This window comes from Streptomyces sp. NPDC042100 (assembly GCF_055582325.1).
In genome coordinates this window covers 244,066-266,826 of sequence record NZ_JBVJDK010000011.1, presented here as the reverse complement: position 1 = coordinate 266,826, position 22,761 = coordinate 244,066, and the positions used below count along the sequence as shown (strand labels likewise).

The window sequence follows — 22,761 nt, the reverse complement described above, 5'->3', positions numbered from 1 at the left end:
CGCGGTCACGCAGCGCATCGACAGGAGAGTCCCTCGTGCCGAAGTCACGGATCCGCAAGAAGGCCGACTACACGCCGCCGCCCGCCTCCAAGCAGGCCGCCTCCATCAAGCTGACGAACCGCAGCTGGGTGGCGCCCGTGATGCTGGCGCTCTTCGCCATCGGGCTCGTGTGGATCGTGGTCTTCTACGTCACCGACGGCACGCTGCCGCTCAAGTCCATCAACAACTGGAACATCGTGGTCGGCTTCGGCTTCATCGCCGCCGGCTTCGGCGTCTCGACGCAGTGGAAGTAGCGGCTCGCCCGCCACGCGTCAAGCTCTGCCCTGAGGTTATCCACAGCGTTGTGCACAGCACTGGATAACTTACGAAGATCTGTGGATAACTCCCACGGTGTTGACGCCGGTACGACCGCGCGAACTCCGTTCGAGGATTCCCCCGCCCCCCGCCTCTGAGAGAAAACACCTGCTCAGAGGCGGGGGGCGCGGTCATGTCCCGACCAGGGCGGCCACCCCGCCACGCACTGTGGATAACTCTGGGGAAAGCTTTCGCCGAAGCCCGTCCCCAGCCCTTCCAGAGCTCGTCCAGAGCCCCTCGCGCTCAGGTGAGCGCCGCGGTGCGGAAGAGCACCATCCCCAGGTCGAGCAGCAGCACCAAGGCGCAGACCCCGTACTGCACCAGCTCCCGCCGCTCCCGGGGCGCGTGCACCATCACGTACGTCACCAGCGCGCCGCCCACCAGACCGCCGATGTGGGCCTCCCAGGAGATCCCCGGACGAGTGAACGTGAGCAGCAGCGAGATCGCCACGAAGACGAAGACCGGGCGCATGTCGTAGCGCCGCCGGCGGGCGAGCACCACCCAGGCGCCGATCAGGCCGTAGACGATGCCGGAGGCGCCGAGCGAGGGCTGGTTCGGGGCGGCCACGAGATAGACGAGCACCGAGCCGGAGAGGCCCGAGAGCAGGCAGACCAGCGCGTAGCGGATCCGCCCGAGCTCCGGCTCCACGATCCCGCCGATCACCCACAGGCCGATCATGTTGAAGAGGAAGTGCGGGATCTCCTGGTGCAGGAAGGCCGAGGTCAGCAGCCGGTACCACTGGCCGTCCGCGACACCGACGACCTCGCCGAGCAGCGGGTTGTAGGCGTGCCCGATCATCACCAGCCGGTCCGTGAACCGGTCGCCGAGCACCTGGACCAGGATGAACAGGGCCAGGTTGACCGCGATCAGGACCTTGGTGACCAGCCGCCCGTCCGAGCGCACCCGGCCGCCCGCGAGCGTCCTGGGCCGGTTGGCGTCGGGCGCGTGGCCGGTGCCGGAGCCGGTGCGCACGCAGTCGGGGCACTGGAAGCCGACGGAGGCGGAGACCATGCACTGCGGACAGATCGGCTTCTCGCAGCGCGTGCAGCGGATCCCGGTCTCGGTGTCCGGGTGGCGGTAGCAGCGCGGCAGACCGGACTGCGGGTCCATGAGGCGTCCTCCCGGGGACGAGTGGGTGGTGCGGCGGTGGTGCCGTGATGGTGGGGCGGGACGGGCGGGGGCCGACGACGACGCCCCGCCCTCCTGACGGACGGGCGGGGCGTCTGGGTTCCCGTACGCGGCCGCCGAGACGCGGCCGAAGGGCGAGGCCGACGAAACGCAGCCGCTGGGACGCGGCCGACGAGACGCGGCCGGGACGGGTCAGCGGGTCTCGACGACGACGCTCTCGATGACGACGTCCTCGACCGGGCGCTCGGTGCGCGCGTTGGTCTCGGCGGTCGCGATCGCGTCCACGACCGCCTTGCTCTCCGCGCCCACGACCTCGCCGAAGATCGTGTGCTTGCGGTTCAGCCAGGTCGTCGCGCCGACCGTGATGAAGAACTGCGAGCCGTTGGTGCCCGGACCGGCGTTGGCCATGGCGAGCAGGTAGGGCTTGTCGAAGAAGAGCTCGGGGTGGAACTCGTCGGCGAACTCGTAGCCCGGACCGCCCGTGCCGTTCCCCAGCGGGTCGCCGCCCTGGATCATGAAGCCCTTGATCACGCGGTGGAAGACCGTGCCGTCGTAGAGCGGCGCCGTGGTGACCTCACCGGTCGCCGGGTGCGTCCACTCGCGCTCACCGGTGGCCAGCTCGACGAAGTTCCTGACCGTCTTCGGAGCGTGGAACGGCAGCAGCCGAATCTCGATGTCGCCCTGGCTGGTCTTCAGAGTCGCGTACTGCTGGGGCACGATCCGCCTTCCTCCACCTCGCGCCGGCGCGGCTGCGCCCGCGCTCCGATCCTCCCATGCCCCGGATGCCCGCCCCACATGCCGGAGCACGGTCGGACAGGCATGATTTCGAAAAGGATGGAAAGGTGAAAAACCGACATCGCCACCGAGGAGGAGGAATCCTGTGACCCGCATGGACAGCGTGCGCGCCGCGACAGATTCGGCGAAGGAGAGCGTCCTGCACGCCGCGGAAGTGGTGGCGCCGTACGCGGAATCGGCCAGAGACCAGGCCGTGCTGTATGGGCGGGAGGCACGCGACCGGCTGGGCCCGAAGGTCTCGAAGGCCGCGTCGCAGGCGCGCGCTCAGGCGCGTCGGCAGTACGACTGCCATCTCGCGCCGCATGTGCCGCCGCGGGTCGACGAGGCCGCGCATCGCGCCGCGGCCGTGACCCGCAAGGCCGCCCGTCAGGCGACCGACTACACCGTGCCGCGTGTCGAGCACGCGGTCGCCGCGACCACTCCGGTCCTCGACGAGGCCGGGTCGCGTTCGACTGCCGCCTGGGCCGCGCTGCGCGGTCAGGTGACGCCGGGGGACATCCAGAAGATCGTGCGGCAGCACGAGCGTCGGGCCAGGGCCGGACGCCTCGCCAAGGGGGTGCTGGTCCTCGGCGTGCTGACGGTCGGCGCGTTCTGCGCCTGGAGGTGGTGGGACAAGCAGGCCAATCCCGACTGGCTGGTCGAGCCGCCGGCTCCCACCGAGGTGGACGAGGAGACCGGGCTGTCGTCCGTCGACGACGGCGGTGCGTCACTCGATCCCGAGGTGGCGGCCAAGGAGGCCGACGCGGAGGCCGCGGGCCGCGACGAGGAGCGTCGCTGATCGCCGGCCGTTCACCGTGCGGAGCACGGTCGGACGCGAGGGCGCGCGCGGAGGATCCCGCCGCGCCCTACGCGGCCTGCGCGACCCGGGTGGCGCGAGCGGCCCGCACGGACGGCGCGGACGGCGCCGACAGCGCCGCGCCGGCGAGCTCGTCGGCCGGGTCGGCCGCGTCGGTGCCGGCCTGGGCGGCGGCGGCCCGCAGGTGACGGACGGCGGGGGAGGAACCGTGCGCCTCGGCGCCGATGCGCTGCTTGATGGTCGGCGGCAGCGCGCTGCCCCGCGCCGTACGCCACTGATGGCTCCGCTGCGCGGGTACGGAGGCGGCGGGACGCGCGGCGGCGGTCCCGGTGCCGCCGGCGACGGCCGGCTCCTCGCCCTGCTGGAGCGCGGGCTGCGGGGCGGCGGCGGCCGGGGTGGCCAGGCCGAGGGAGGCGAGCAGGGCGAAGAGGACGGAGATGAAGGCGGTCCAGAACTGCTTGACCTTGGCGGTGGCCATGACCCCTCACTTTCGTGATGCTACGGGCGTTCTCGGATGGTTCATTTCGGATTGCGCGCTTTTCGTACCTTCCTCATGATGAGGAAGGGCTCCGGGATATCCCGGAGCGACGCCGCGTCCGCGCAGTTCTTCCGATGAACACCACCCGTCCGGCTCAGCGGGCGCCGACCGGATCCCCCGGGGCCGGGGCCGCACCGGGTCCCGCGCCCGCCCCGGCCGCCGCCCGGGAGCGCTCCGCCCAGCGCACCGCGGGCCCCGTCACCAGGCCCGTGACCAGGAAGATCCCGCCCAGCACCAGCCAGCCGGCCGCTCCCCCGCCGATCAGCAGCGTGGTGACGAGCAGCGGCCCGAGGGTCCGGGCGACCGGCACGCCGGAGCCGTAGAAGCCCTGGTACTGCCCGACCCGGCCGGCCGGCGCGAGGCCGAGGCCGATCTGCCACGACCCGGCGGAGTGGCGCATCTCGGCACTCACCTGGAGGACGGCGCCCAGCACCAGCACGGCGGCCGTCGGCCAGGGCCCGAAGCCGGCGGCGGTCACCGCGAACACCGCGCACGAGGCGAGCATCACCAGGCCGGAGCGCCCGACCGCGCGCACCGCCTCGGGCAGCCCGGTCACCGAGCGGGCGGCCCGCACCTGGAAGAGCATCACCGCCCCCGTGTTGAGGACGAAGAGCGCCGACACCGTCCAGCCGGGCGCCGTCGTGCGCTGCGTGATCCAGAGCGGCAACGCCAGGCTGAGCAGCGGCAGCCGGAGCAGCAGCACCGCGTTCAGCAGCGTGAGCAGGGCGTACGGGCGGTCCCGCAGCACCTCCAGGCGTGCCCCGCCGGAGCCCGCCGCCCCGCTCCCGGCGAGCGCCGGGAGGAGGCGCAGGAGGAGGGCGCAGCCGAGGAAGCCGAGCGCGTCGAGGGCGAAGACGGCGAGGTAGGCGTCCCGGGTGCCGGCGTGCAGGGCGAGCCCGCCGAGCGCGGCGCCGACGGCGAGCCCGGCGTTGAGCGTGGCCTGGACCTTCGCCAGCATCCCGACCCGGGCGGCCGGTTCGACGAGCCCGGCGAGCAGGGCCTGCCGGGAGGCGGCGAGCCCGCTCTGCGCGGTGGCGTACGCGGCGGCGGCGAGCAGGAAGAGCGGGAAGGAGCGGATGAACAGGAAGGAGGCGACGGCCCCCGCGGTGGCCAGGGCGAGCACCACGGAGGTGCCGCGTGGCCCCCGCCGGTCGGCGAGCCCGCCGAGCGGGACCCCGGCGATCGACCCGACGCCCCAGGCGAGGGCGAGCCCGGCGCCGATCTGGGCGGCGGAGAGCCCGACGACGAGGGAGAAGTAGAGCGCCGAGGTCACGTAGAAGGCCCCGTCCCCGACGGAGTTGCTGAGCTGGGCGAGGAGCAGCACCCGGTGGGTGCGGGCGGGGTTCCCGGCGATCTTCGGCATGGACACGACGATAGTGGGGGGTGGCCCACGGCCTCTGGTCCACTTCGGGGCACGTCAGGTGGGCCACTCGGGAGCCCGACACCCGCGCGGGACAAGGGAATTGACCGGGAATCGACCGGGAATCAGCCGGGAGGGACCGGGAGCGGCCGGAACGACGAAAAACCCCTCCCGGGCTGTGTTTCCACATCCTGGAAGGGGTGCACGCGTGGAGCCTAGGGGAGTCGAACCCCTGACATCTGCCATGCAAAGACAGCGCTCTACCAACTGAGCTAAGGCCCCGGAACGACACCAGAGTACCGGGTCGGAGGCCGTATCCCGCAAAAAGATGGGGACTCCCCGACGGCGACCACTCTCCGTAAGATGCTGATCGAGGTTCGCAGTGGCGAACCGCAGGGATGGGGAGAAGTGATGGATACAGCGCAGCAGGAAGCCACGGCCAGAGCCCGGGAGCTTCAGCGCAGTTGGTACGGGGAGCCGCTGGGGGCGCTCTTCCGTCGGCTGATCGACGATCTCGGGCTGAACCAGGCCAGGCTGGCGGCCGTGCTCGGACTGTCGGCACCCATGCTCTCCCAGCTGATGAGCGGCCAGCGGGCCAAGATCGGCAACCCCGCGGTCGTGCAGCGCGTCCAGGCCCTCCAGGAGCTCGCCGGCCAGGTCGCCGACGGCAGCGTCAGCGCCGCCGAGGCCACCGACCGGATGGACGAGATCAAGAAGTCCCAGGGCGGCTCCGTGCTGACCGCCAGCGGCCAGGCCACCACCGGCGCGGGGGCGCCCACGGTCCGCCGGGTCGTCCGCGAGATCCAGTCCCTGCTCCGCTCGGTCTCCGCGGCCGGCGACATCATCGACGCGGCGGACTCCCTCGCCCCGGCCCACCCCGAACTGGCAGAGTTCCTCCGGGTGTACGGCGCCGGGCGCACCGCGGACGCGGTCGCGCACTACGAGGCGCACCAGAACTGACGCCGGACGGCGGGGGCCGCGTCGGCAGGGGGGCGGGCGCGGCGCGATGGGTGAGGTCTTCGCCGGTCGGTACGAGCTGATCGACCCGATCGGCCGGGGCGGGGTGGGGGCGGTCTGGCGCGCCTGGGACCACCGGCGGCGCCGGTACGTGGCGGCCAAGGTGCTCCAGCAGAGCGACGCCCACACCCTCCTGCGCTTCGTCCGCGAGCAGGCGCTCCGGATCGACCACCCGCACGTCCTGGCCCCGGCCAGCTGGGCCGCCGACGACGACCAGGTCCTCTTCACGATGGACCTGGCGGCGGGCGGCTCGCTGGCCCGGCTGATCGGGGACTACGGCGCCCTGCCGCCCCGCTTCGCATGTGTGCTGCTGGACCAGCTGCTGGCCGGTCTGGCCGCGGTGCACGCGGAGGGGGTGGTGCACCGGGACATCAAGCCGGCCAACGTCCTGCTGGACCCGACCGGGACCGGGCGGCCGCATCTGCGGCTCTCCGACTTCGGCATCGCGATGCGCAAGGGCGAGCCCCGGCTCACCGAGGCGGACCACGTGATGGGCACGCCCGGCTACTTCGCGCCCGAGCAGCTCCAGGGCGCCGAACCGGACTTCCCCGCCGACCTGTTCGCCGTGGGGCTGGTCGCGCTCCACCTGCTCCAGGGCCGCAAGCCGGACGGCCCGGCCCTCGTGGAGTACTTCCTGGCGCACGGCACCCCCGGCGCCCCCCAGGGCATCCCGGAGCCCCTGTGGCAGGTGCTGGCCGGGCTGCTCCAGCCCGACCCCCAGGCCCGGTTCCGGACCGCCACGGGCGCGCGCAAGGCGCTGGGCGCCGCGCTGGAACTGCTGCCCGAGCCGACGTCCGCCGAGGAGCCGGTCGAGGTCTTCGACCAGCTCGGCCCGCTGCCCGTCGGCTTCGGCCCGACCGGTCCTGAGCCCGCCCGCCCGCCGGGCCCCGGCCCCGTGGGCGAGCCCACCGACGTACCGGATCCGGCGCCGGATCCCGTCCCGGACGCGGCCCCGGACGCGGCCACCGGCCCCGCCGACCCGACCGGCACTCAGGTCACCCCGGTCACCACCCCGGCCGCCGCCCCCGTCACCACCGGCTTCCGCCTGGCCCCGCCGCACCCCCTGCCGCCCACGCGGCCGGTGACCGCCCCCGCGTACGCCCCGGCTCCCGGCCCTGCCCCGGATGCCCCCGACACTCCCGTGCGCCGCCCGCTGCCGCCCGCGCGCGTGGCCGTCCCCGTGCTGTGCGCGGCGCTGGTCTGCTTCGCCGTGGGGATCTGGGCGCTGCTGCGGGCCTAGGGCCTGTCGGCAGGCCGGAGTGTGACGACAGGGCCCAGCGACGGCCGGTGGCGTGCCGCTCCGCACTCCACCGGATTCGCGACAGCAACTCAACTATTCACTACAGCGAACAGTGCGAGGCCCCGGCCGCTTCTCAGCGGCCGGGGCCTCGCACACGGACGATTCCTCGTCTCACACACCCGAACCTGCGGGCACGGAGTCGGTCGCCTCCGTCCACAGGTCCTGCTCGGCGCGATCCGCCTGGATCTGGCGGTACACGAGGAGCCCGCCGATGGCGGCCAGTGCAACCAGGAGCAGCTTCTTCACCGCGCGACCTCGTCTTTCGTTGACGTAGGAGACTTCTGACGCCCACTCTACACACCGACCGATACCGATCAGTGACCTGGGCCGCCAACGCGTCCGGCAAAGCAATCGGCCCGGACGGGTGAACCGTCCGGGCCGATCTTTTCTGTGGGGCTAACAGGATTTGAACCTGTGGCCTCATCCTTATCAGGGATGCGCTCTAACCAACTGAGCTATAGCCCCGCCGCGCTTTGCGGTGTGTGTCCCGCGCGCTGACTCCTGAAGATTAGCGCACGTGGGGGCCAGTCCCAAAATCGGTTCCGGGCGGGCCCCCTCGGGCACGGTCCGAGGACTACTCGTCCTCGGCCAGCGTCAGCTCCACGCCGCCCACGAAACCGGCCGACAGGTTGTAGATGAAGGCCCCCAGCGTCGCCAGCGCCGTCATCAGGACGACGTCGATCACGGCGATCACCGAGGTGAACATCAGGACCCGCGGCAGCGACAGGAACGACTGCAGGTCGAAGCCGTTCGACTCGTTGGAGCCGGTGGCCTCGCTGATGGTGCCGCCGACGGTCGAGAAGACGCCCATGGCGTCCATGACCATCCACAGCACCGCGGCCGCCACGATCGTGCAGATGCCCAGCGCGATGGAGAGCAGGAAGCTCACCTTCATCACCGACCACGGATCGGCCTTCGCCACCCGCAGCCGCGCCTTGCGCGTGCGCGGGGTGGTCCGGGCTCCCGTGCGCGGCTTGCGCACGGCGGCGGCGTTCTGGCCGCCGGACGTACCGCCCTGGGCCGCGTAGGCCTGCGGCGGGTGGTACGGGCCGCTCTGCTGGCCCTGGCCCCCCGCGCGCTCGCCGGGCAGCGGCCCGTTATACGTCTCGTACGAGGGACGCTGCCCCCGGGTGTCCGTCACCGTATTCCCCCTACCTTCGGCGGGAGTCCCCCCACCCTGGGAGTCCGTGGCGGAGCCACGGGCACCGCTCGATCCTGCGGACCGGCCATCGGCCGAACCGGCGCCCGTGGCTCCACTCACGCTCTACTCCTCGTGCTCCCCGGTCGCGGGCTCCGTGCCCTCGACCGCCTCGACCGCATCGGCGCCCTCGGCCGCCTCGGCGTCGACGTCGTCGTCGTCCTCGCCGCCGGCCTCGGCGTTGCGCGCGATGCCGACGACGGCGTCGCGCTTGCCCAGGTTGATCAGCTGGACGCCCATGGTGTCACGGCCGGTCTCCCTGACTTCATTGACTCGCGTGCGAATCACACCGCCGGAGAGCGTGATGGCGAGGATCTCGTCGGTCTCCTCGACCACCAGCGCGCCCACGAGCGAGCCGCGGTCCTCCACGATCTTGGCGGCCTTGATGCCGAGGCCGCCACGGCCCTGGACGCGGTACTCGTCGACCGGGGTGCGCTTGGCGTAGCCACCGTCGGTCGCGGTGAAGACGAACGTACCGGGCCGGACGACATTCATCGAGAGAAGCTCGTCGTCCTCGCGGAAACTCATCCCCTTGACACCCGAAGTCGCTCGCCCCATCGGGCGAAGCGCGTCGTCCGTCGCGGTGAAGCGGATCGACTGGGCCTTCCGGGAGACCAGCAGCAGATCGTCCTCGGCGGAGACCAGCTCGGCGCCGATCAGCTCGTCGTCGCTGCCGTCCTCGCGCTCCCGCAGGTTGATCGCGATGACACCGCCGGAGCGAGGCGAGTCGTAGTCCTTCAGGGACGTCTTCTTGACCAGACCGGCCTTCGTGGCGAGCACCAGGTACGGCGCGGCCTCGTAGTCGCGGACCGCCAGGATCTGCGCGATCTGCTCGTCCGGCTGGAAGGCCAGCAGGTTGGCCACGTGCTGGCCGCGCGCGTCCCGGCCGGCGTCCGGCAGCTCGTACGCCTTGGCCCGGTAGACCCGGCCCTTGTTGGTGAAGAACAGCAGCCAGTGGTGCGTGGTGGAGACGAAGAAGTGGTCGACGATGTCGTCCTGCTTCAGCTTCGTGCCGCGCACGCCCTTGCCGCCGCGCTTCTGCGAGCGGTAGTCCTCGGTCTTCGTCCGCTTGACGTAGCCGCCGCGCGTGATGGTGACGACGATGTCCTCTTCGGCGATGAGGTCCTCGATGGACATGTCGCCGTCGAAGGGCACCAGCTTGGAGCGGCGGTCGTCGCCGAAGCGCTCGACGAGCGCGGCGAGCTCCTCGCTGACGATCGCGCGCTGGCGCTCCGGGGAGGCCAGGATCGCGTTGTACTCGTTGATCTTCGCCTGGAGCTCGTCGTGCTCGGCGACGATCTTCTGGCGCTCCAGGGCGGCGAGGCGGCGGAGCTGCATCTCCAGGATCGCGTTGGCCTGGATCTCGTCGATCTGGAGCAGGCCCATCAGGCCCGTGCGCGCGACCTCGACGGTGTCGCTGCGCCGGATCAGCGCGATGACCTCGTCGATGGCGTCGAGGGCCTTGAGGAGGCCACGCAGGATGTGGGCGCGCTCCTCGGCCTTGCGCAGCCGGAACTTCGTCCGGCGGACGATGACCTCGATCTGGTGCTGCACCCAGTGGCGGATGAACGCGTCGATCGACAGCGTGCGCGGCACCCCGTCGACCAGCGCCAGCATGTTCGCGCCGAAGTTGGTCTGCAGGTCGGTGTGCTTGTACAGGTTGTTCAGCACGACCTTGGCGACGGCGTCGCGCTTGAGCACGATCACCAGGCGCTGACCGGTCCGGGACGAGGTCTCGTCGCGGACGTCGGCGATGCCGCCGATCTTGCCGTCCTTGACCAGGTCGGCGATCTTCTGCGCGAGGTTGTCCGGGTTGGTCTGGTACGGCAGCTCCGTGACCACCAGGCACTGGCGGTTCTGGATCTCCTCGACCTCGACGACCGCGCGCATCGTGATGGAGCCGCGTCCGGTGCGGTACGCCTCCTCGATGCCCTTGCGGCCGACGACGAGCGCGCCGGTGGGGAAGTCCGGGCCCTTGATCCGCTCGATCAGCGCGTCGAGGAGCTCCTCGTGGCTGGCGTCCGGGTGCTCCAGCGCCCACTGGGCACCGGCCGCGACCTCGCGCAGGTTGTGCGGCGGGATGTTGGTGGCCATGCCGACCGCGATGCCGGCGCTGCCGTTGACCAGCAGGTTCGGGAAGCGGGCCGGCAGGACCGTCGGCTCCTGGTTGCGGCCGTCGTAGTTGTCCTGGAAGTCGACGGTCTCCTCGTCGATGTCCCGGAGCATCTCCATGGCCAGCGGCATCAGCTTGCACTCGGTGTAGCGCATCGCGGCCGCCGGGTCGTTGCCCGGGGAGCCGAAGTTGCCGTTCGAGTCGACCAGCGGCATCCGCATCGACCAGGGCTGGGCGAGGCGGACGAGCGCGTCGTAGATCGAGGAGTCGCCGTGCGGGTGGTACGTACCCATGACGTCGCCGACGACGCGGGCGCACTTGTAGAAGCCCTTCTCGGGCCGGTAGCCGCCGTCGTACATCGCGTACAGCACGCGCCGGTGCACCGGCTTGAGGCCGTCCCGGACGTCGGGCAGCGCGCGGGACACGATGACGGACATCGCGTAGTCGAGGTACGAACGCTGCATCTCGGTCTCGAGCCCGACGGGCTCGATCCGCAGCACGGGTTCGTCTTCGGTGGTGCCGGTCGGGGTGTTTTCGTCGGCCATTGCTGGTCGTCAGTCCTTTCGTACGGTCAGCTGAGACCGACTCAGATGTCGAGGAAGCGAACGTCCTTGGCGTTGCGCTGGATGAACGAGCGGCGTGCCTCGACGTCCTCGCCCATCAGCACCGAGAACAGGTCGTCCGCCTGCGCGGCGTCGTCCAGGGTGACCTGGCCGAGCACGCGGTGCTCGACGTCCATGGTGGTGACGCGCAGCTCCTCGGCGTTCATCTCGCCGAGACCCTTGAAGCGCTGGATCGAGTCTTCCCTGATCCGCTTGCCGTTCTGCTTGCCCAGCTCGACCAGGGCGTCGCGCTCGCGGTCCGAGTAGGCGTACTCGAAGTCGTCCCGGCCCCACTTGATCTTGTAGAGCGGCGGGCGGGAGAGGTAGACGTGCCCGGCCTCGACCAGCGGACGCATGAAGCGGAAGAGGAAGGTGAGCAGCAGGGTGTTGATGTGCTGACCGTCGACGTCGGCGTCCGCCATCAAGATGATCTTGTGATAGCGGAGCTTCTCGATGTCGAAGTCCTCGTGCACCCCGGTGCCGAAGGCGGAGATCAGCGCCTGGACCTCGGTGTTCTGGAGGATCTTGTCGATCCGGGCCTTCTCGACGTTCAGGATCTTGCCGCGGATCGGCAGGATGGCCTGGTACATCGGGTTGCGGCCGGACTTGGCCGAGCCGCCGGCGGAGTCGCCCTCGACGATGAAGATCTCGCACTTGGTGGGGTCGTTCGACTGGCAGTCGGACAGCTTGCCCGGCAGCGAGGCGGACTCCAGCAGGCCCTTGCGGCGGGTGAGGTCGCGCGCCTTGCGGGCGGCCACGCGCGCGGTGGCGGCCTGGATGCCCTTGCGGATGATGTCCGCGGCCTCGATGGGGTTGCGGTCGAACCAGTCCGTCAGGTGCTCGAAGACGACCTTCTGGACGAAGGTCTTCGCCTCGGTGTTGCCGAGCTTGGTCTTGGTCTGGCCCTCGAACTGCGGCTCGCCGAGCTTGACCGAGATGATCGCGGTCAGGCCCTCGCGGATGTCGTCGCCCGTGAGGTTGTCGTCCTTCTCGCGGAGCAGCTTCTTGTCGCGCGCGTACTTGTTGACGAGCGTCGTCAGCGCCGCGCGGAAGCCCTCCTCGTGGGTGCCGCCCTCGTGGGTGTGGATCGTGTTCGCGAAGGAGTACACGCCCTCGGAGTACGAGGAGTTCCACTGCATCGCGATCTCGACCGAGAGCAGGCGCTCCTTGTCCTCGGCCTCGACGTCGATGACGGTCGGGTGGACCAGCTCGCCCTTGCGCGAGTTGAGGTACTTCACGAAGTCGACGATGCCGCCCTCGTAGTGGTACTTCACGGTGCGCGCGGCGGGCTCGGCGCCCGCCTCGGCGTCCGGGGCGTCGGCGCCCACGGTGGCCTTCGCGGACTCGCGCTCGTCGGTGAGCGTGATCGTCAGGCCCTTGTTGAGGAAGGCCATCTCCTGGAAGCGGCGGGAGAGCGTCTCGAAGGAGTACTCGACCGTCTCGAAGATCTCGGGGTCGGACCAGAAGGTGACCGTGGTGCCGGTCTCCTCGGTCTCCTCGTGCCGCGCGAGGGGCGCGGTCGGGGCGCCCATCTTGTAGTCCTGGGTCCAGCGGTGGCCGTCGGTCTTGATCTCCACCGACACCTTGGTGGACAGGGCGTTGACGACGGAGACGCCGACGCCGTGCAGACCGCCGGAGACCGCGTAACCGCCGCCGCCGAACTTGCCGCCCGCGTGGAGGACGGTCAGCACGACCTCGACGGCAGGCTTGCCCTCGGACTCGACGATGCCGACGGGGATGCCGCGGCCGTTGTCGACGACGCGCACACCGCCGTCGGCCAGGATCGTCACGTCGATGGTGTCCGCGTGACCGGCCAGGGCTTCGTCGACCGAGTTGTCCACGACCTCCTGCACCATGTGGTGCAGGCCGCGCTCTCCGGTCGAGCCGATGTACATGCCGGGGCGCTTGCGCACCGCGTCCAGACCCTCGAGTACCTGGATGTTGCTGGCGGTGTACTGGTTGTTCTCGTTGGGGTTGCCGGAATCGGCCACGAAGCGCCCTTTCTGGCACAGCACAGGCCGTTCTCCGGGCATGCGGGAGCGGCTGCGTCGTTCGACATGTTCCGCAGGGTGGCGGGATTGTCTTCCAGTCTACCGGTACCACTGACACTCATGGGGGTTTGCCGGTACCTGAATGCTCATGTGCCGCCCTCGACGGGCGCGAGACGACTCCCCATATCCGGGGAGGGGCTCCAGAGGCCCCTGACGGCCACCTAGCGCTTCGGGTCGTAGCGCGTTGTGGGCATCGGGACGGCCGGCCTACCCGTAGGTGTCGCCGGGCCCCGTCGAGCCCGGCGCCCGCAGCGGTCCGTAGCCCCGGCGCGGGGCGCCCGGCCCCAGCACCTTGATCATCCGTACGGTGCCGTGGCTGAGGTCCTCGTTGAGCCGCGCCACCAGCGAGGGCGCGAGCAGCCGGAGCTGGGTCGCCCAGGCCGTGGAGTCGCACTGCACCGTGAGCACCCGCACCTCCGGGTCCTCGTCGTACTTCAGCGGGACGCAGTGCTTGGCCAGGTCCGCGCCCACGATCTGCGGCCAGCGGCCCATCACCCCGCCGACCGCGGCCGGCGTCTCCCAGCCGCGCTCGGTGATCAGCCGGTTGATCGCGGCGCCCAGCGCCATGGGGTCGCGCCCGTCCGCGCGCGCGCCGGAGCGCAGTCCGCCGCCGCGCCGCGCCTGCTTCTTCTGCTGCGCCGCCGCGCCCCGCGCGCGCGCCTGCTCCTTGGCGGCGCGCAGCGCGACCCGCGCGAGGTCCACGCCGGAGGGCTCGGGCGCGGCCGGCCCGTCCACAGGCTGGGGAGATCCCGGCCGGGCAGGGGATTCGCCGTCGGCAGCGGCCATGGGACTCACACCCGTTCCACGTTCCCGCCGGACACCGCGTACCGCGTCCCCGCGAGCACGCCCGGCACGTCGTCGTCCACGGCGGCCGTCACCAGCACCTGCTCGCCGGGCGCCACCAGCTCCGCGAGCCGTTCGCGCCGGCGCGCGTCCAGCTCGGCGAAGACGTCGTCGAGGACGAGCACCGGCTCGTTGCCCTCGGCGCGCAGCAGGTCGTACGAGGCGAGCCGCAGCGCCAGCGCGTACGACCAGGACTCGCCGTGGCTCGCGTACCCCTTGGCCGGCAGGTCGCCCAGCTTGAGCAGGAGCTCGTCGCGGTGCGGGCCGACCAGCGTGACCCCGCGCTCGATCTCCTGCTTGCGCACCTCGGCGAGGGCGGCGATCAGCTGCTCGTACAGCTCCTCGCGGCTGTGCCCGGAGCCGGGCGCGGAGGGCTTGTACTCCAGCTGTACGGGGCCGCCGCCGGGCGCGAGCTGCTCGTACGCCTTGTTGGCGAGCGGGCTCAGCACCCCGATGAGGTCGAGGCGCTGGGCGAGCAGTTCGGCGCCCGCGCGGGCCAGGTGCTGGTCCCAGACGTCGAGCGTGGACAGGTCCATGGAGCGCCCGCCGTGCCGCCGGGCCATGGCGGCGGACTTGAGGAGGGTGTTGCGCTGTTTGAGCACCCGCTCGTAGTCGGAGCGCACGCCCGCCATGCGCGGCGCGCGCGCCGTGATCAGCTCGTCGAGGAAGCGCCGGCGCTCGCCGGGGTCGCCCTTGATCAGCGCGAGGTCCTCGGGCGCGAACAGCACGGTCCGCACGATCCCCAGCACGTCACGGGGCCTGACCTGCGAGGACCTGTTGACACGGGCCCGGTTGGCGCGGCCCGGGTTGAGTTCGAGCTCGACCAGCTGGGAGCGCTCGCCCTGGGTGACGGCGGCGCGGATGACGGCCCGCTCGGCGCCCATCCGCACGAGGGGGGCGTCGGAGGCGACGCGGTGGCTGCCGAGGGTGGCGAGGTAGCCGACCGCCTCGACCAGGTTGGTCTTGCCCTGCCCGTTCGCCCCCACGAACGCGGTGACGCCCGGGTCGAGCGGGACCTCGACCCGGGCGTACGAGCGGAAGTCGGCCAGCGAGAGATGCGTGACGTGCATGATGGGCGCCGACCTTCTTCCCCCGGCGGCTGTGCACCGCGGGGTGCACAGCCTGTGGATTACTTCTTCGTCTCGACCGCGTGGCCGCCGAACTGGTTGCGCAGCGCGGCGATCATCTTCATCTGCGGGGAGTCGTCCTGGCGGGAGGCGAACCGCGCGAAGAGCGAGGCGGTGATCGCCGGCAGCGGGACGGCGTTGTCGATGGCGGCCTCGACCGTCCACCGGCCCTCGCCGGAGTCCGAGGCGTAGCCGCGCAGCTTGTCCAGGTGCTCGTCCTCGTCGAGGGCGTTGACCGCGAGGTCCAGCAGCCAGGAACGGATGACCGTGCCCTCCTGCCAGGAGCGGAAGACCTCGCGCACGTCGGTGACGGAGTCGACCTTCTCCAGGAGCTCCCAGCCCTCGGCGTAGGCCTGCATCATGGCGTACTCGATGCCGTTGTGGACCATCTTCGCGAAGTGGCCGGCGCCGACCTTGCCGGCGTGCACGGAGCCGAACTCGCCCTCGGGCTTGAGCGCGTCGAAGACCGGCTGGACGCGGGCCACGTGCTCGGCGTCGCCGCCGTACATCAGCGCGTAGCCGTTCTCCAGGCCCCAGACGCCGCCGGAGACGCCGCAGTCGACGAAGCCGATGCCCTTGGCCGCCAGCTCCTCGGCGTGCTTCTCGTCTTCGGTCCAGCGGGAGTTGCCGCCGTCCACGACGAGGTCGCCGGGGGAGAGCAGCTCGGCGAGCTCGTCGATGGTGGACTGCGTCGCGGCACCGGCCGGGACCATCACCCACACGACGCGCGGGGCCTGGAGCGCGTCCACAAGCTCCGGGAGGCTGGGGACATCGGCGAGGTCCGGGTTGCGGTCGTATCCGATGACGGTGTGGCCTGCGCGGCGGATGCGCTCGCGCATGTTGCCGCCCATCTTGCCGAGACCGACGAGACCGAGCTCCATCAGATGATTCCTTAAGCGTCGTGTGCGGTTCGTACCCGCGTCCGAGCCTACGCCCGGACGCGGGTGCACACCTGTGGGGTCAGCCGCTCAGGCGTACCGGCATGATCAGGTACTTGTAGGTCTCGTCCGCCTCCGCGTCGAGCGCGGGCCTGCCGCTCAGCAGCGCGGGCTTCGTGGAGGTCGTGAACGAGAGCTGGGCGACCGAGGAGTCGATCGCGCTCAGGCCGTCCAGCAGGAAGGTCGGGTTGAAGGCGATCGAGATGTCGTCGCCGTCCAGCTGGGCGTCGACGCGCTCCACAGCCTGTGCGTCGTCGCTGGAGCCGGCCTCCAGGATGAGGACGCCCTGCTCGAAGCTGAGCCGGACCGGGGTGTTGCGCTCGGCCACCAGGGCGACGCGCTTGACGGCCTCGACGAAGGGGGCGGTCTCGATCACCGCGACCGAGTTGAACTCGGTGGGGAAGAGCGTCCGGTACTTCGGCAGGTCGCCTTCGAGCAGCCGGGTGGTGGTGCGGCGGCCGGCGCCCTCGAAGCCGATGAGGCCCTCGCCCTTGCCGGAGCCGGAGAGCGCCAGGGTGACCGTGTCACCGCTGGTGAGCGCCTTGGCGGTGTCCAGGAGCGTCTTGGCGGGCACCAGGGCGACCGCGGAGGCGTCCGGGGACTCCGGCTTCCATAGGAACTCGCGCACGGCGAAGCGGTAGCGGTCGGTGGAGGCGAGGGTGACGGTGTCGCCCTCGATCTCGATCCGCACACCGGTGAGCACGGGCAGCGTGTCGTCGCGGCCGGCGGCGATGGCCACCTGGGCGGCGGCGGAGGCGAAGACCTCGCCGGGGACGGTGCCGGTGGCGGTGGGCATCTCCGGCAGCGCCGGGTACTCCTCCACCGGGAGGGTGTGGAGGGTGAAGCGGGAGGAGCCGCAGACGACGGTCGCCCGTACACCGTCTGTGGAGATCTCCACCGGACGGTTGGGGAGGGCGCGGCAGATGTCGGCGAGCAGGCGGCCGGAGACCAGGACGGTGCCGTCCTCCTCGACCTCCGCGTCGACGGAGACCCGGGCCGAGACCTCGTAGTCGAAGCTGGAGAAGCTCAGCGCGCCGTCCTCGGCCTTCAGCAGGAGGCCGGCGAGGACAGGAGCCGGCGGACGGGCCGGGAGGCTGCGGGCCACCCAGGCCACCGCCTCCGCAAGTACGTCGCGCTCCACCCGGATCTTCACCGGAACCGCCTCCTGCTTGTTGCTGGCTCTTCTTCGACTGCGGAACCAGTCTGACGCACGCCGCCGACACTCGGCGCGGCTCGGGGTCAAGTCGCGACGAGAGCTCGCCGAGGCTCCTGGCTCGAGTTGTGCACAGCCCCCGCTTCGAAACGGATTCCTAGCTAACTCTCTGTGGGAGTAGTAGTAGGGGCTGTGGAAACCGTGGATAACGCTGTTCGCGCAGGTCAGCGCCGCTTTTTTGTCCACCGGTCCTGTGGGTGAACCCCGTGGACAACCGGCCCGTTCTGTGGACACGCGAAAGTTCTGCACACCCGATTCACAGGGCAGGGGGAGTTCTCCCCAGTGCTGTCCCCAGCTTTCCCCAGGTTCCCCACAGCCCAAACGTCTCCCTTGGTGTGACCGCTTTCACTCGGTGCGGTGAGAGGGGGTGTCGCGTTGCCGAACAGTGGACAGCGGTGTGGAGAAGCTGTGGGCAACCGTCCCGGCCCTGGGGACGGCCGGTGGACAACCGCGCGGGCCGCCTGTGGACAGATTTTTCATCCACAGCCTGTGGAGATCGTTTGCCAACAATTCCACAGGGCCTTGACCTGGGGTGATGATCTGTCAGCCGGTCTGCCTGTGGATGCTTTCCGGATAACTTCGCAGTCCCCACCCTGTGGACGGAAGATCATCCCCCAATCTGTGGAGAACCTGCCACCGGAACGGAGTAATCGAACAGCGGGGCCTCGTACACAGGTGTGCGCCGAGCTCGTCCGTGCCCGTCAGGAGCCCGTCCGTGCCCATCGGGAGCCTGTCCGAGCCCCTGTCCGAGCCCCCGTAGGACCCTCATCCGGACCCGCCCGGCCCAGCCTCACCCGAGCCCCCCCAGGAGCCCCACAGGAGCCCCGCCCGAGCCCGTCGGCACTCCGTCCGAGCCCCCACAGGAGCCCCGTCCGAGCTCCCCGGGAACGCCGAAGGGCGCCCCGGGAGGTGTCCCGGGGCGCCCTTGGAGGCCGGTCTCAGCCGTTCTTGATGCGGTTGGTCAGCTCGGTGACCTGGTTGTAGATGGACCGCCGCTCGGCCATCAGCGCGCGGATCTTGCGGTCGGCGTGCATGACCGTCGTGTGGTCACGGCCGCCGAACTGCGCGCCGATCTTCGGCAGCGAGAGGTCCGTGAGCTCCCGGCACAGGTACATCGCGATCTGCCGCGCCGTGACCAGCACCCGGCTGCGCGAGGAGCCGCACAGGTCCTCCACCGTCAGCCCGAAGTAGTCCGCCGTCGCCGCCATGATCGCGCCGGCCGTGATCTCCGGCGCCGAGTCCTCGCCGCCCGGGATCAGGTCCTTGAGGACGATCTCGGTCAGCCCCAGGTCGACCGGCTGCCGGTTCAGGCTCGCGAAGGCCGTCACCCGGATCAGCGCGCCCTCCAGCTCGCGGATGTTCCGCGAGATCCGGGAGGCGATGAACTCCAGCACCTCCGGCGGCGCGTTCAGCTGCTCCTGGACCGCCTTCTTGCGCAGGATCGCGATCCGCGTCTCCAGCTCCGGCGGCTGCACATCGGTGGTCAGACCCCACTCGAAGCGGTTGCGCAGCCGGTCCTCCAGGGTCACCAGCTGCTTGGGCGGCCGGTCCGAGGAGAGCACGATCTGCTTGTTCGCGTTGTGGAGCGTGTTGAAGGTGTGGAAGAACTCCTCCTGCGTCGACTCCTTGCTCGCGAGGAACTGGATGTCGTCGACCAGCAGGATGTCCACGTCGCGGTAGCGCTTGCGGAAGGCGTCGCCCTTGCCGTCGCGGATCGAGTTGATGAACTCGTTGGTGAACTCCTCCGAGCTCACGTACCGCACCCGGGTGCCCGGGTAGAGGCTGCGGGCGTAGTGCCCGATCGCGTGCAGCAGGTGGGTCTTGCCGAGCCCCGACTCCCCGTAGATGAAGAGCGGGTTGTACGCCTTCGCCGGCGCTTCGGCCACCGCGACCGCGGCGGCGTGCGCGAAGCGGTTCGAGGAACCGATGACGAAGGTGTCGAAGAGGTACTTGGGGTTCAGCCGCGCGTGCTGCTCGCCCGGCGCGCCGGGACCGCCGCCCTGCCCGCCGGTGTGGCCGCCGGTGTGGCCGCCCATGCCGGGGCCGCCGCCGGTCGGACCGGTGCCCATCGGACCCGGGACGGGACCGCCGGGACGCGGACCGGGGCCGCCGCCCGGACGCCCCGGCTCGGGCAGCTCGCCGCGGTCGGGGCGCTGCTGCCGCTCGTACGCCGGGGGCCGCTCGTCGTACCGCGACTGCGGCGGCTGGGGCCGGGGCTGGTACGGCTCGCGCCACTGCTCCGCGGCCTGCTCGCGCTCCTGGAAGCCGCCGAGCCGCTGCTGCTGCCAGGACAGGTCCTCCTGGGCGCGCGGCCAGGAGCCGGGTTCCGGACGCTGCTGCTGGTACTCGGGGTAGGCGGGCCGGGCGGTCGGCAGACCGTCGTCCGGCAGCGGGCGCCCGTACTCGTCGTACTTCTCGTACTTCTCGTACGTGCCGTACGGCTCGGCCGGGCGCTCGTCGTAGCGCTGCGGCTGCGGGGGCTGCGGCGCCTGCCGGGCGGGCGGCGCGGGCGGGGTCGGCTCGCCGACCGAGTCGTCGACGGTGATCGCGATCCGGATCGGGCGGCCGCAGGCGTTGCTGAGCGCCTCGCTGATCAGCGGGGCGAGCCGTCCTTCGAGGACCTGCTTGCCGTACTCGTTGGGGACCGCGAGCAGGGCGGTGTCGGCCACCAGCGCGAGCGGCTGGCAGCGCTCGATCCACTGCTTGTCCTTGCCCTCGACGCCCTGCTGGCCCTCCCCGAGAAGCTGTTCCAGCACGCGCGGCCACACTGCGGCAAGATCGGCAGGTACGTCAGCCACGGGGCACGCTTCCTCGCAGGTCCCACGAATGTGTGGTTCTCGGGACGGTTGGTCGAAGTCCTGAAGGACAGGTAAGGACAGAACGGAAAAGATTGCGGAGTTCAGCCACGGTAGTCGGGGCGGCTGACGTGGTTCAAGTTGTTGTCCACAGCCTGTGCACAATGAACCCCGGTGACCGGCCGGTTTGACCGGATGGCGTAGCCGCGCGTACCGTAACCAGGTCGAGTTGTCGATGGCTGCTGCCGCCTGCCTACCGATGGGCGAAGGTCACTTTATGTGATCGCGAAGCGGTGCACTCGAGCGTATTGCGAGCTCAGCTTCTCGTGGGCGCACGGTGACAGCCAGGCGATGTCCCGCCACCAACGAATTACTTCTGGAGCCCCCGAGTGAGCAAGCGCACCTTCCAGCCGAACAACCGTCGTCGCGCGAAGACCCACGGCTTCCGCCTGCGTATGCGCACCCGTGCCGGCCGCGCCATCCTGGCGAACCGCCGTGCCAAGGGTCGCGCTGAGCTGTCCGCCTGATCTGTCTAAACAGGTCATGACGTGCTGCCTACCGAGAATCGGCTGAGGCGGCGCGAGGACTTCGCGACCGCGGTTCGCCGAGGCCGCCGGGCTGGCCGCCCGTGCCTCGTCGTCCATCTACGCAGCGGTGAAACGGACCCGCACGCGCCTGGGGAGAGCGCTCCCCCGACGCGTGCGGGTTTCGTCGTGAGCAAAGCCGTTGGTGGAGCGGTCGTCCGCAATCAGGTGAAGCGCCGTCTACGCCACCTCGTGCGTGAACGGCTCACCGAGCTGCCCCCCGGTAGCCTGGTGGTGGTACGGGCGTTGCCCGGAGCCGGCGACGCCGATCATGCACAGCTGGCCCGAGACCTGGACGCCGCCCTTCAGCGGCTGCTGGGAGGGGGCACGCGATGAAGTACCCGCTGCTGGCCCTCATCAAGCTGTACCAGTGGACGATCAGCCCGCTCCTGGGCCCCGTCTGCCGGTACTACCCGTCGTGTTCCCGCTACGGATTCACGGCGATCGACCGGCATGGCGCGATCAAGGGCACAGCCCTGACCGCCTGGCGCATCCTGCGGTGCAATCCGTGGACGCCCGGCGGCGTGGACCATGTTCCCCTGCGCAAGCGCCCGCGCTGGCACGAGATGCTGCGCGCCGCCCTGCGCGGAGACAAGGGCGGGTTCTCCGCCGAGACGAGCCCGGTCGGAGAGACCTCGCCCAATGCTCAAGGAGCCTGATTAGTGGACACGATTGCCAGTCTGTTCAGCTTCATCACCACACCTGTCTCATGGGTGATCGTCCAGTTCCACAAGATGTACGGGGCGATCTTCGGCCCTGACACGGGCTGGGCCTGGGGTCTGTCCATCGTGTCCCTCGTGGTGCTGATCCGTATCTGCCTGATCCCGCTCTTCGTGAAGCAGATCAAGTCGACGCGGAACATGCAGGCGCTCCAGCCGAAGATGAAGGCGATCCAGGAGCGCTACAAGAGCGACAAGCAGCGTCAGTCCGAAGAGATGATGAAGCTGTACAAGGAGACGGGCACCAACCCGCTCTCCTCGTGCCTTCCCATCCTGGCGCAGTCCCCGTTCTTCTTCGCGCTGTACCACGTGCTGTCCGCGATCGCCTCGGGCAAGACGATCGGCGTCATCGACCAGCCGCTGCTGGAGAGCGCCCGTCAGGCCCACATCTTCGGCGCCCCGCTGGCCGCCAAGTTCACGGACAGCGCCGAGAAGGTCGCCGCCCTCAACGCCTCGCTGACCGATGTCCGCATCGTCACCGCGGTCATGATCATCCTGATGTCGGCCTCGCAGTTCTTCACCCAGCGCCAGCTGATGATGAAGAACGTCGACCTCTCGGTGAAGACCCCGTACATGCAGCAGCAGAAGATGCTCATGTACATCTTCCCGTTGATCTTCGCCGTCATGGGCATCAACTTCCCCGTCGGTGTCCTCGTCTACTGGCTGACCACCAACGTGTGGACCATGGGCCAGCAGATGTACGTGATCAACCAGAACCCGACGCCGGGCAGCAAGGCCCAGGACTCCTACCTCCAGCGCCTGCTCAAGGGCGTCACCCACCACGGTGAGGTCCGCGGCCGCCGGCGGAAGAACATCGTCAAGGCCATCGTGGCCAAGGGCAGCGACCGCAACGAGAACGAGCGCCGCTTCTTCACGGGCCTGGCCAAGGCCGGCTTCGCGCCCCAGGCCGACGGCACCGTGATCAAGAGCGACACCGCGCTCGCCGAGGCGGAGGGCGGCGCCACCGCCAAGCGCCAGCAGCCCAAGCGCCAGAGCAAGGCCCAGCGCCAGTCCGGTGGCGCCCAGCAGGCCGCCGCGAAGGACGCAGAGGACGCGGCCGAGTCCGACGGGTCCACCGAGGACAGCGCCGACACCACCGACTCCTCCGACGACAAGGCGACCGCTCCCTCGCTGGAGAAGAAGCCGCAGTCCGAGGCGAAGCGCAGCAAGGCCGGGACCCAGGACGCGGCGGGCGACAAGCCGACGCGCCAGCGGGCCAACTCCGGTGGCTCCCGCCAGCGCAAGGGCCAGCAGCGCCCGAAGCACCCCTCCTCCAAGAAGTAAGCCTCC

The 22,761-nt window shown here is 70.5% G+C and carries 21 protein-coding genes and 2 tRNA genes; 8 read left to right on the top strand and 15 right to left on the bottom strand.

All coding sequences use genetic code 11. The annotated features are described in order from the left end of the window. Window positions 1–35 precede the first annotated feature (35 nt). Window positions 36–293, top strand: coding sequence for a cell division protein CrgA (gene crgA / locus ACZ6J5_RS25415; protein ID WP_382539123.1), 258 nt, complete (start codon window positions 36–38; stop codon window positions 291–293). A gap of 304 nt (window positions 294–597) precedes the next feature. Here crgA and ACZ6J5_RS25410 read toward each other — a convergent pair whose 3' ends face one another. Both ACZ6J5_RS25410 and ACZ6J5_RS25405 read right to left on the bottom strand, forming a co-directional pair. After that, window positions 598–1,464, bottom strand: a complete 867-nt coding sequence (locus ACZ6J5_RS25410; RefSeq protein WP_469395148.1) for a rhomboid family intramembrane serine protease — start codon at window positions 1,462–1,464, stop codon at window positions 598–600. Window positions 1,465–1,674: 210 nt separating this feature from the next. Further along, entirely contained in the window at window positions 1,675–2,202 is a 528-nt protein-coding gene (locus ACZ6J5_RS25405; RefSeq protein WP_469395239.1) for a peptidylprolyl isomerase, read from the bottom strand. Window positions 2,203–2,362: 160 nt separating this feature from the next. Here ACZ6J5_RS25405 and ACZ6J5_RS25400 point away from each other — a divergent pair, with 160 nt between their 5' ends. Continuing rightward, window positions 2,363–3,055, top strand: coding sequence for a DUF5324 family protein (locus ACZ6J5_RS25400; RefSeq protein WP_469395146.1), 693 nt, complete (start codon window positions 2,363–2,365; stop codon window positions 3,053–3,055). A 67-nt stretch (window positions 3,056–3,122) separates the two neighbouring features. Here the strand turns inward: ACZ6J5_RS25400 and ACZ6J5_RS25395 are convergent, their stop codons facing one another. From ACZ6J5_RS25395 to ACZ6J5_RS25385, 3 genes are all read right to left on the bottom strand, one after another. Continuing rightward, window positions 3,123–3,551 carry a DUF6344 domain-containing protein gene (locus ACZ6J5_RS25395; RefSeq protein WP_469395144.1) on the bottom strand — a complete coding sequence of 143 codons (429 nt, stop codon included), beginning with the start codon at window positions 3,549–3,551 and terminating at the stop codon, window positions 3,123–3,125. Window positions 3,552–3,705: 154 nt separating this feature from the next. After that, a complete protein-coding gene (locus ACZ6J5_RS25390) occupies window positions 3,706–4,974 on the bottom strand; it encodes an MFS transporter (protein ID WP_469395142.1) in 1,269 nt (422 codons plus the stop codon). Window positions 4,975–5,180: 206 nt separating this feature from the next. Further along, window positions 5,181–5,253: transfer RNA gene (locus ACZ6J5_RS25385), tRNA-Ala, on the bottom strand. A 129-nt stretch (window positions 5,254–5,382) separates the two neighbouring features. Between ACZ6J5_RS25385 and ACZ6J5_RS25380 the strand changes: the two genes are divergently transcribed. Then, window positions 5,383–5,931, top strand: a complete 549-nt coding sequence (locus tag ACZ6J5_RS25380; protein WP_469395141.1) for a helix-turn-helix domain-containing protein — start codon at window positions 5,383–5,385, stop codon at window positions 5,929–5,931. Between the two features lie 46 nt (window positions 5,932–5,977). Next, on the top strand, window positions 5,978–7,228 hold the full coding sequence (locus ACZ6J5_RS25375; protein WP_469395139.1) for a serine/threonine-protein kinase: 1,251 nt from the start codon (window positions 5,978–5,980) through the stop codon (window positions 7,226–7,228). Between the two features lie 171 nt (window positions 7,229–7,399). Here ACZ6J5_RS25375 and ACZ6J5_RS25370 read toward each other — a convergent pair whose 3' ends face one another. The 10 genes from ACZ6J5_RS25370 to dnaA all read right to left on the bottom strand — a co-directional run bounded on the left by ACZ6J5_RS25370 (window position 7,400) and on the right by dnaA (window position 20,171). Beyond that, complete coding sequence (locus tag ACZ6J5_RS25370) at window positions 7,400–7,534, bottom strand: DLW-39 family protein (RefSeq protein WP_003958712.1); 135 nt, start codon at window positions 7,532–7,534, stop codon at window positions 7,400–7,402. 145 nt (window positions 7,535–7,679) lie between these two features. After that, a tRNA-Ile gene (locus tag ACZ6J5_RS25365) sits at window positions 7,680–7,753 on the bottom strand. Window positions 7,754–7,862: 109 nt separating this feature from the next. Further along, entirely contained in the window at window positions 7,863–8,429 is a 567-nt protein-coding gene (locus ACZ6J5_RS25360; protein WP_469395137.1) for a DUF3566 domain-containing protein, read from the bottom strand. A gap of 123 nt (window positions 8,430–8,552) precedes the next feature. Then, window positions 8,553–11,144, bottom strand: coding sequence for a DNA gyrase subunit A (gene gyrA, locus ACZ6J5_RS25355; protein WP_469395135.1), 2,592 nt, complete (start codon window positions 11,142–11,144; stop codon window positions 8,553–8,555). A 41-nt stretch (window positions 11,145–11,185) separates the two neighbouring features. Next, window positions 11,186–13,216 carry a DNA topoisomerase (ATP-hydrolyzing) subunit B gene (gene gyrB / locus ACZ6J5_RS25350; RefSeq protein ID WP_469395133.1) on the bottom strand — a complete coding sequence of 677 codons (2,031 nt, stop codon included), beginning with the start codon at window positions 13,214–13,216 and terminating at the stop codon, window positions 11,186–11,188. Window positions 13,217–13,459: 243 nt separating this feature from the next. Further along, window positions 13,460–14,038 (bottom strand): DciA family protein, encoded by a 579-nt coding sequence (locus ACZ6J5_RS25345; protein WP_469395131.1) that lies wholly within the window; start codon window positions 14,036–14,038, stop codon window positions 13,460–13,462. A 5-nt stretch (window positions 14,039–14,043) separates the two neighbouring features. Then, a complete protein-coding gene (gene recF / locus ACZ6J5_RS25340; protein ID WP_469395129.1) occupies window positions 14,044–15,165 on the bottom strand; it encodes a DNA replication/repair protein RecF in 1,122 nt (373 codons plus the stop codon). Window positions 15,166–15,224: 59 nt separating this feature from the next. Beyond that, complete coding sequence (gnd, locus tag ACZ6J5_RS25335; protein WP_469395237.1) at window positions 15,225–16,106, bottom strand: phosphogluconate dehydrogenase (NAD(+)-dependent, decarboxylating); 882 nt, start codon at window positions 16,104–16,106, stop codon at window positions 15,225–15,227. Window positions 16,107–16,182: 76 nt separating this feature from the next. Beyond that, a complete protein-coding gene (gene dnaN, locus ACZ6J5_RS25330; RefSeq protein WP_469395127.1) occupies window positions 16,183–17,313 on the bottom strand; it encodes a DNA polymerase III subunit beta in 1,131 nt (376 codons plus the stop codon). 998 nt (window positions 17,314–18,311) lie between these two features. Next, window positions 18,312–20,171 (bottom strand): chromosomal replication initiator protein DnaA, encoded by a 1,860-nt coding sequence (gene dnaA / locus ACZ6J5_RS25325; protein WP_469395125.1) that lies wholly within the window; start codon window positions 20,169–20,171, stop codon window positions 18,312–18,314. A gap of 386 nt (window positions 20,172–20,557) precedes the next feature. Here dnaA and rpmH point away from each other — a divergent pair, with 386 nt between their 5' ends. The 4 genes from rpmH to yidC are packed head-to-tail and all read left to right on the top strand — an operon-like array spanning window position 20,558 to window position 22,755. Continuing rightward, window positions 20,558–20,695 (top strand): 50S ribosomal protein L34, encoded by a 138-nt coding sequence (gene rpmH, locus ACZ6J5_RS25320; RefSeq protein WP_046908686.1) that lies wholly within the window; start codon window positions 20,558–20,560, stop codon window positions 20,693–20,695. 21 nt (window positions 20,696–20,716) lie between these two features. Next, complete coding sequence (gene rnpA / locus ACZ6J5_RS25315; protein WP_362468012.1) at window positions 20,717–21,088, top strand: ribonuclease P protein component; 372 nt, start codon at window positions 20,717–20,719, stop codon at window positions 21,086–21,088. Further along, complete coding sequence (gene yidD, locus ACZ6J5_RS25310) at window positions 21,085–21,411, top strand: membrane protein insertion efficiency factor YidD (protein ID WP_362468011.1); 327 nt, start codon at window positions 21,085–21,087, stop codon at window positions 21,409–21,411. Before rnpA ends, yidD begins: the two co-directional genes overlap by 4 nt. A gap of 3 nt (window positions 21,412–21,414) precedes the next feature. Then, window positions 21,415–22,755: a membrane protein insertase YidC gene (gene yidC, locus ACZ6J5_RS25305; protein ID WP_469395122.1), complete on the top strand. Its 1,341-nt coding sequence runs from the start codon at window positions 21,415–21,417 to the stop codon at window positions 22,753–22,755. Window positions 22,756–22,761: the final 6 nt, after the last annotated feature.

Excerpts from the sequence above, each read along its gene's own strand:
- ACZ6J5_RS25410 (WP_469395148.1), bottom strand. The coding sequence starts at position 1,464 with ATGGACCCGCAGTCCGGTCTGCCGCGCTGCTACCGCCACCCGGACACC.
- ACZ6J5_RS25395 (WP_469395144.1), bottom strand. The coding sequence starts at position 3,551 with ATGGCCACCGCCAAGGTCAAGCAGTTCTGGACCGCCTTCATCTCCGTC.
- ACZ6J5_RS25390 (WP_469395142.1), bottom strand. The coding sequence starts at position 4,974 with ATGCCGAAGATCGCCGGGAACCCCGCCCGCACCCACCGGGTGCTGCTC.
- ACZ6J5_RS25380 (WP_469395141.1), top strand. The coding sequence starts at position 5,383 with ATGGATACAGCGCAGCAGGAAGCCACGGCCAGAGCCCGGGAGCTTCAG.
- ACZ6J5_RS25375 (WP_469395139.1), top strand. The coding sequence starts at position 5,978 with ATGGGTGAGGTCTTCGCCGGTCGGTACGAGCTGATCGACCCGATCGGC.
- gyrA (WP_469395135.1), bottom strand. The coding sequence starts at position 11,144 with ATGGCCGACGAAAACACCCCGACCGGCACCACCGAAGACGAACCCGTG.
- ACZ6J5_RS25345 (WP_469395131.1), bottom strand. The coding sequence starts at position 14,038 with ATGGCCGCTGCCGACGGCGAATCCCCTGCCCGGCCGGGATCTCCCCAG.
- recF (WP_469395129.1), bottom strand. The coding sequence starts at position 15,165 with ATGCACGTCACGCATCTCTCGCTGGCCGACTTCCGCTCGTACGCCCGG.
- yidD (WP_362468011.1), top strand. The coding sequence starts at position 21,085 with ATGAAGTACCCGCTGCTGGCCCTCATCAAGCTGTACCAGTGGACGATC.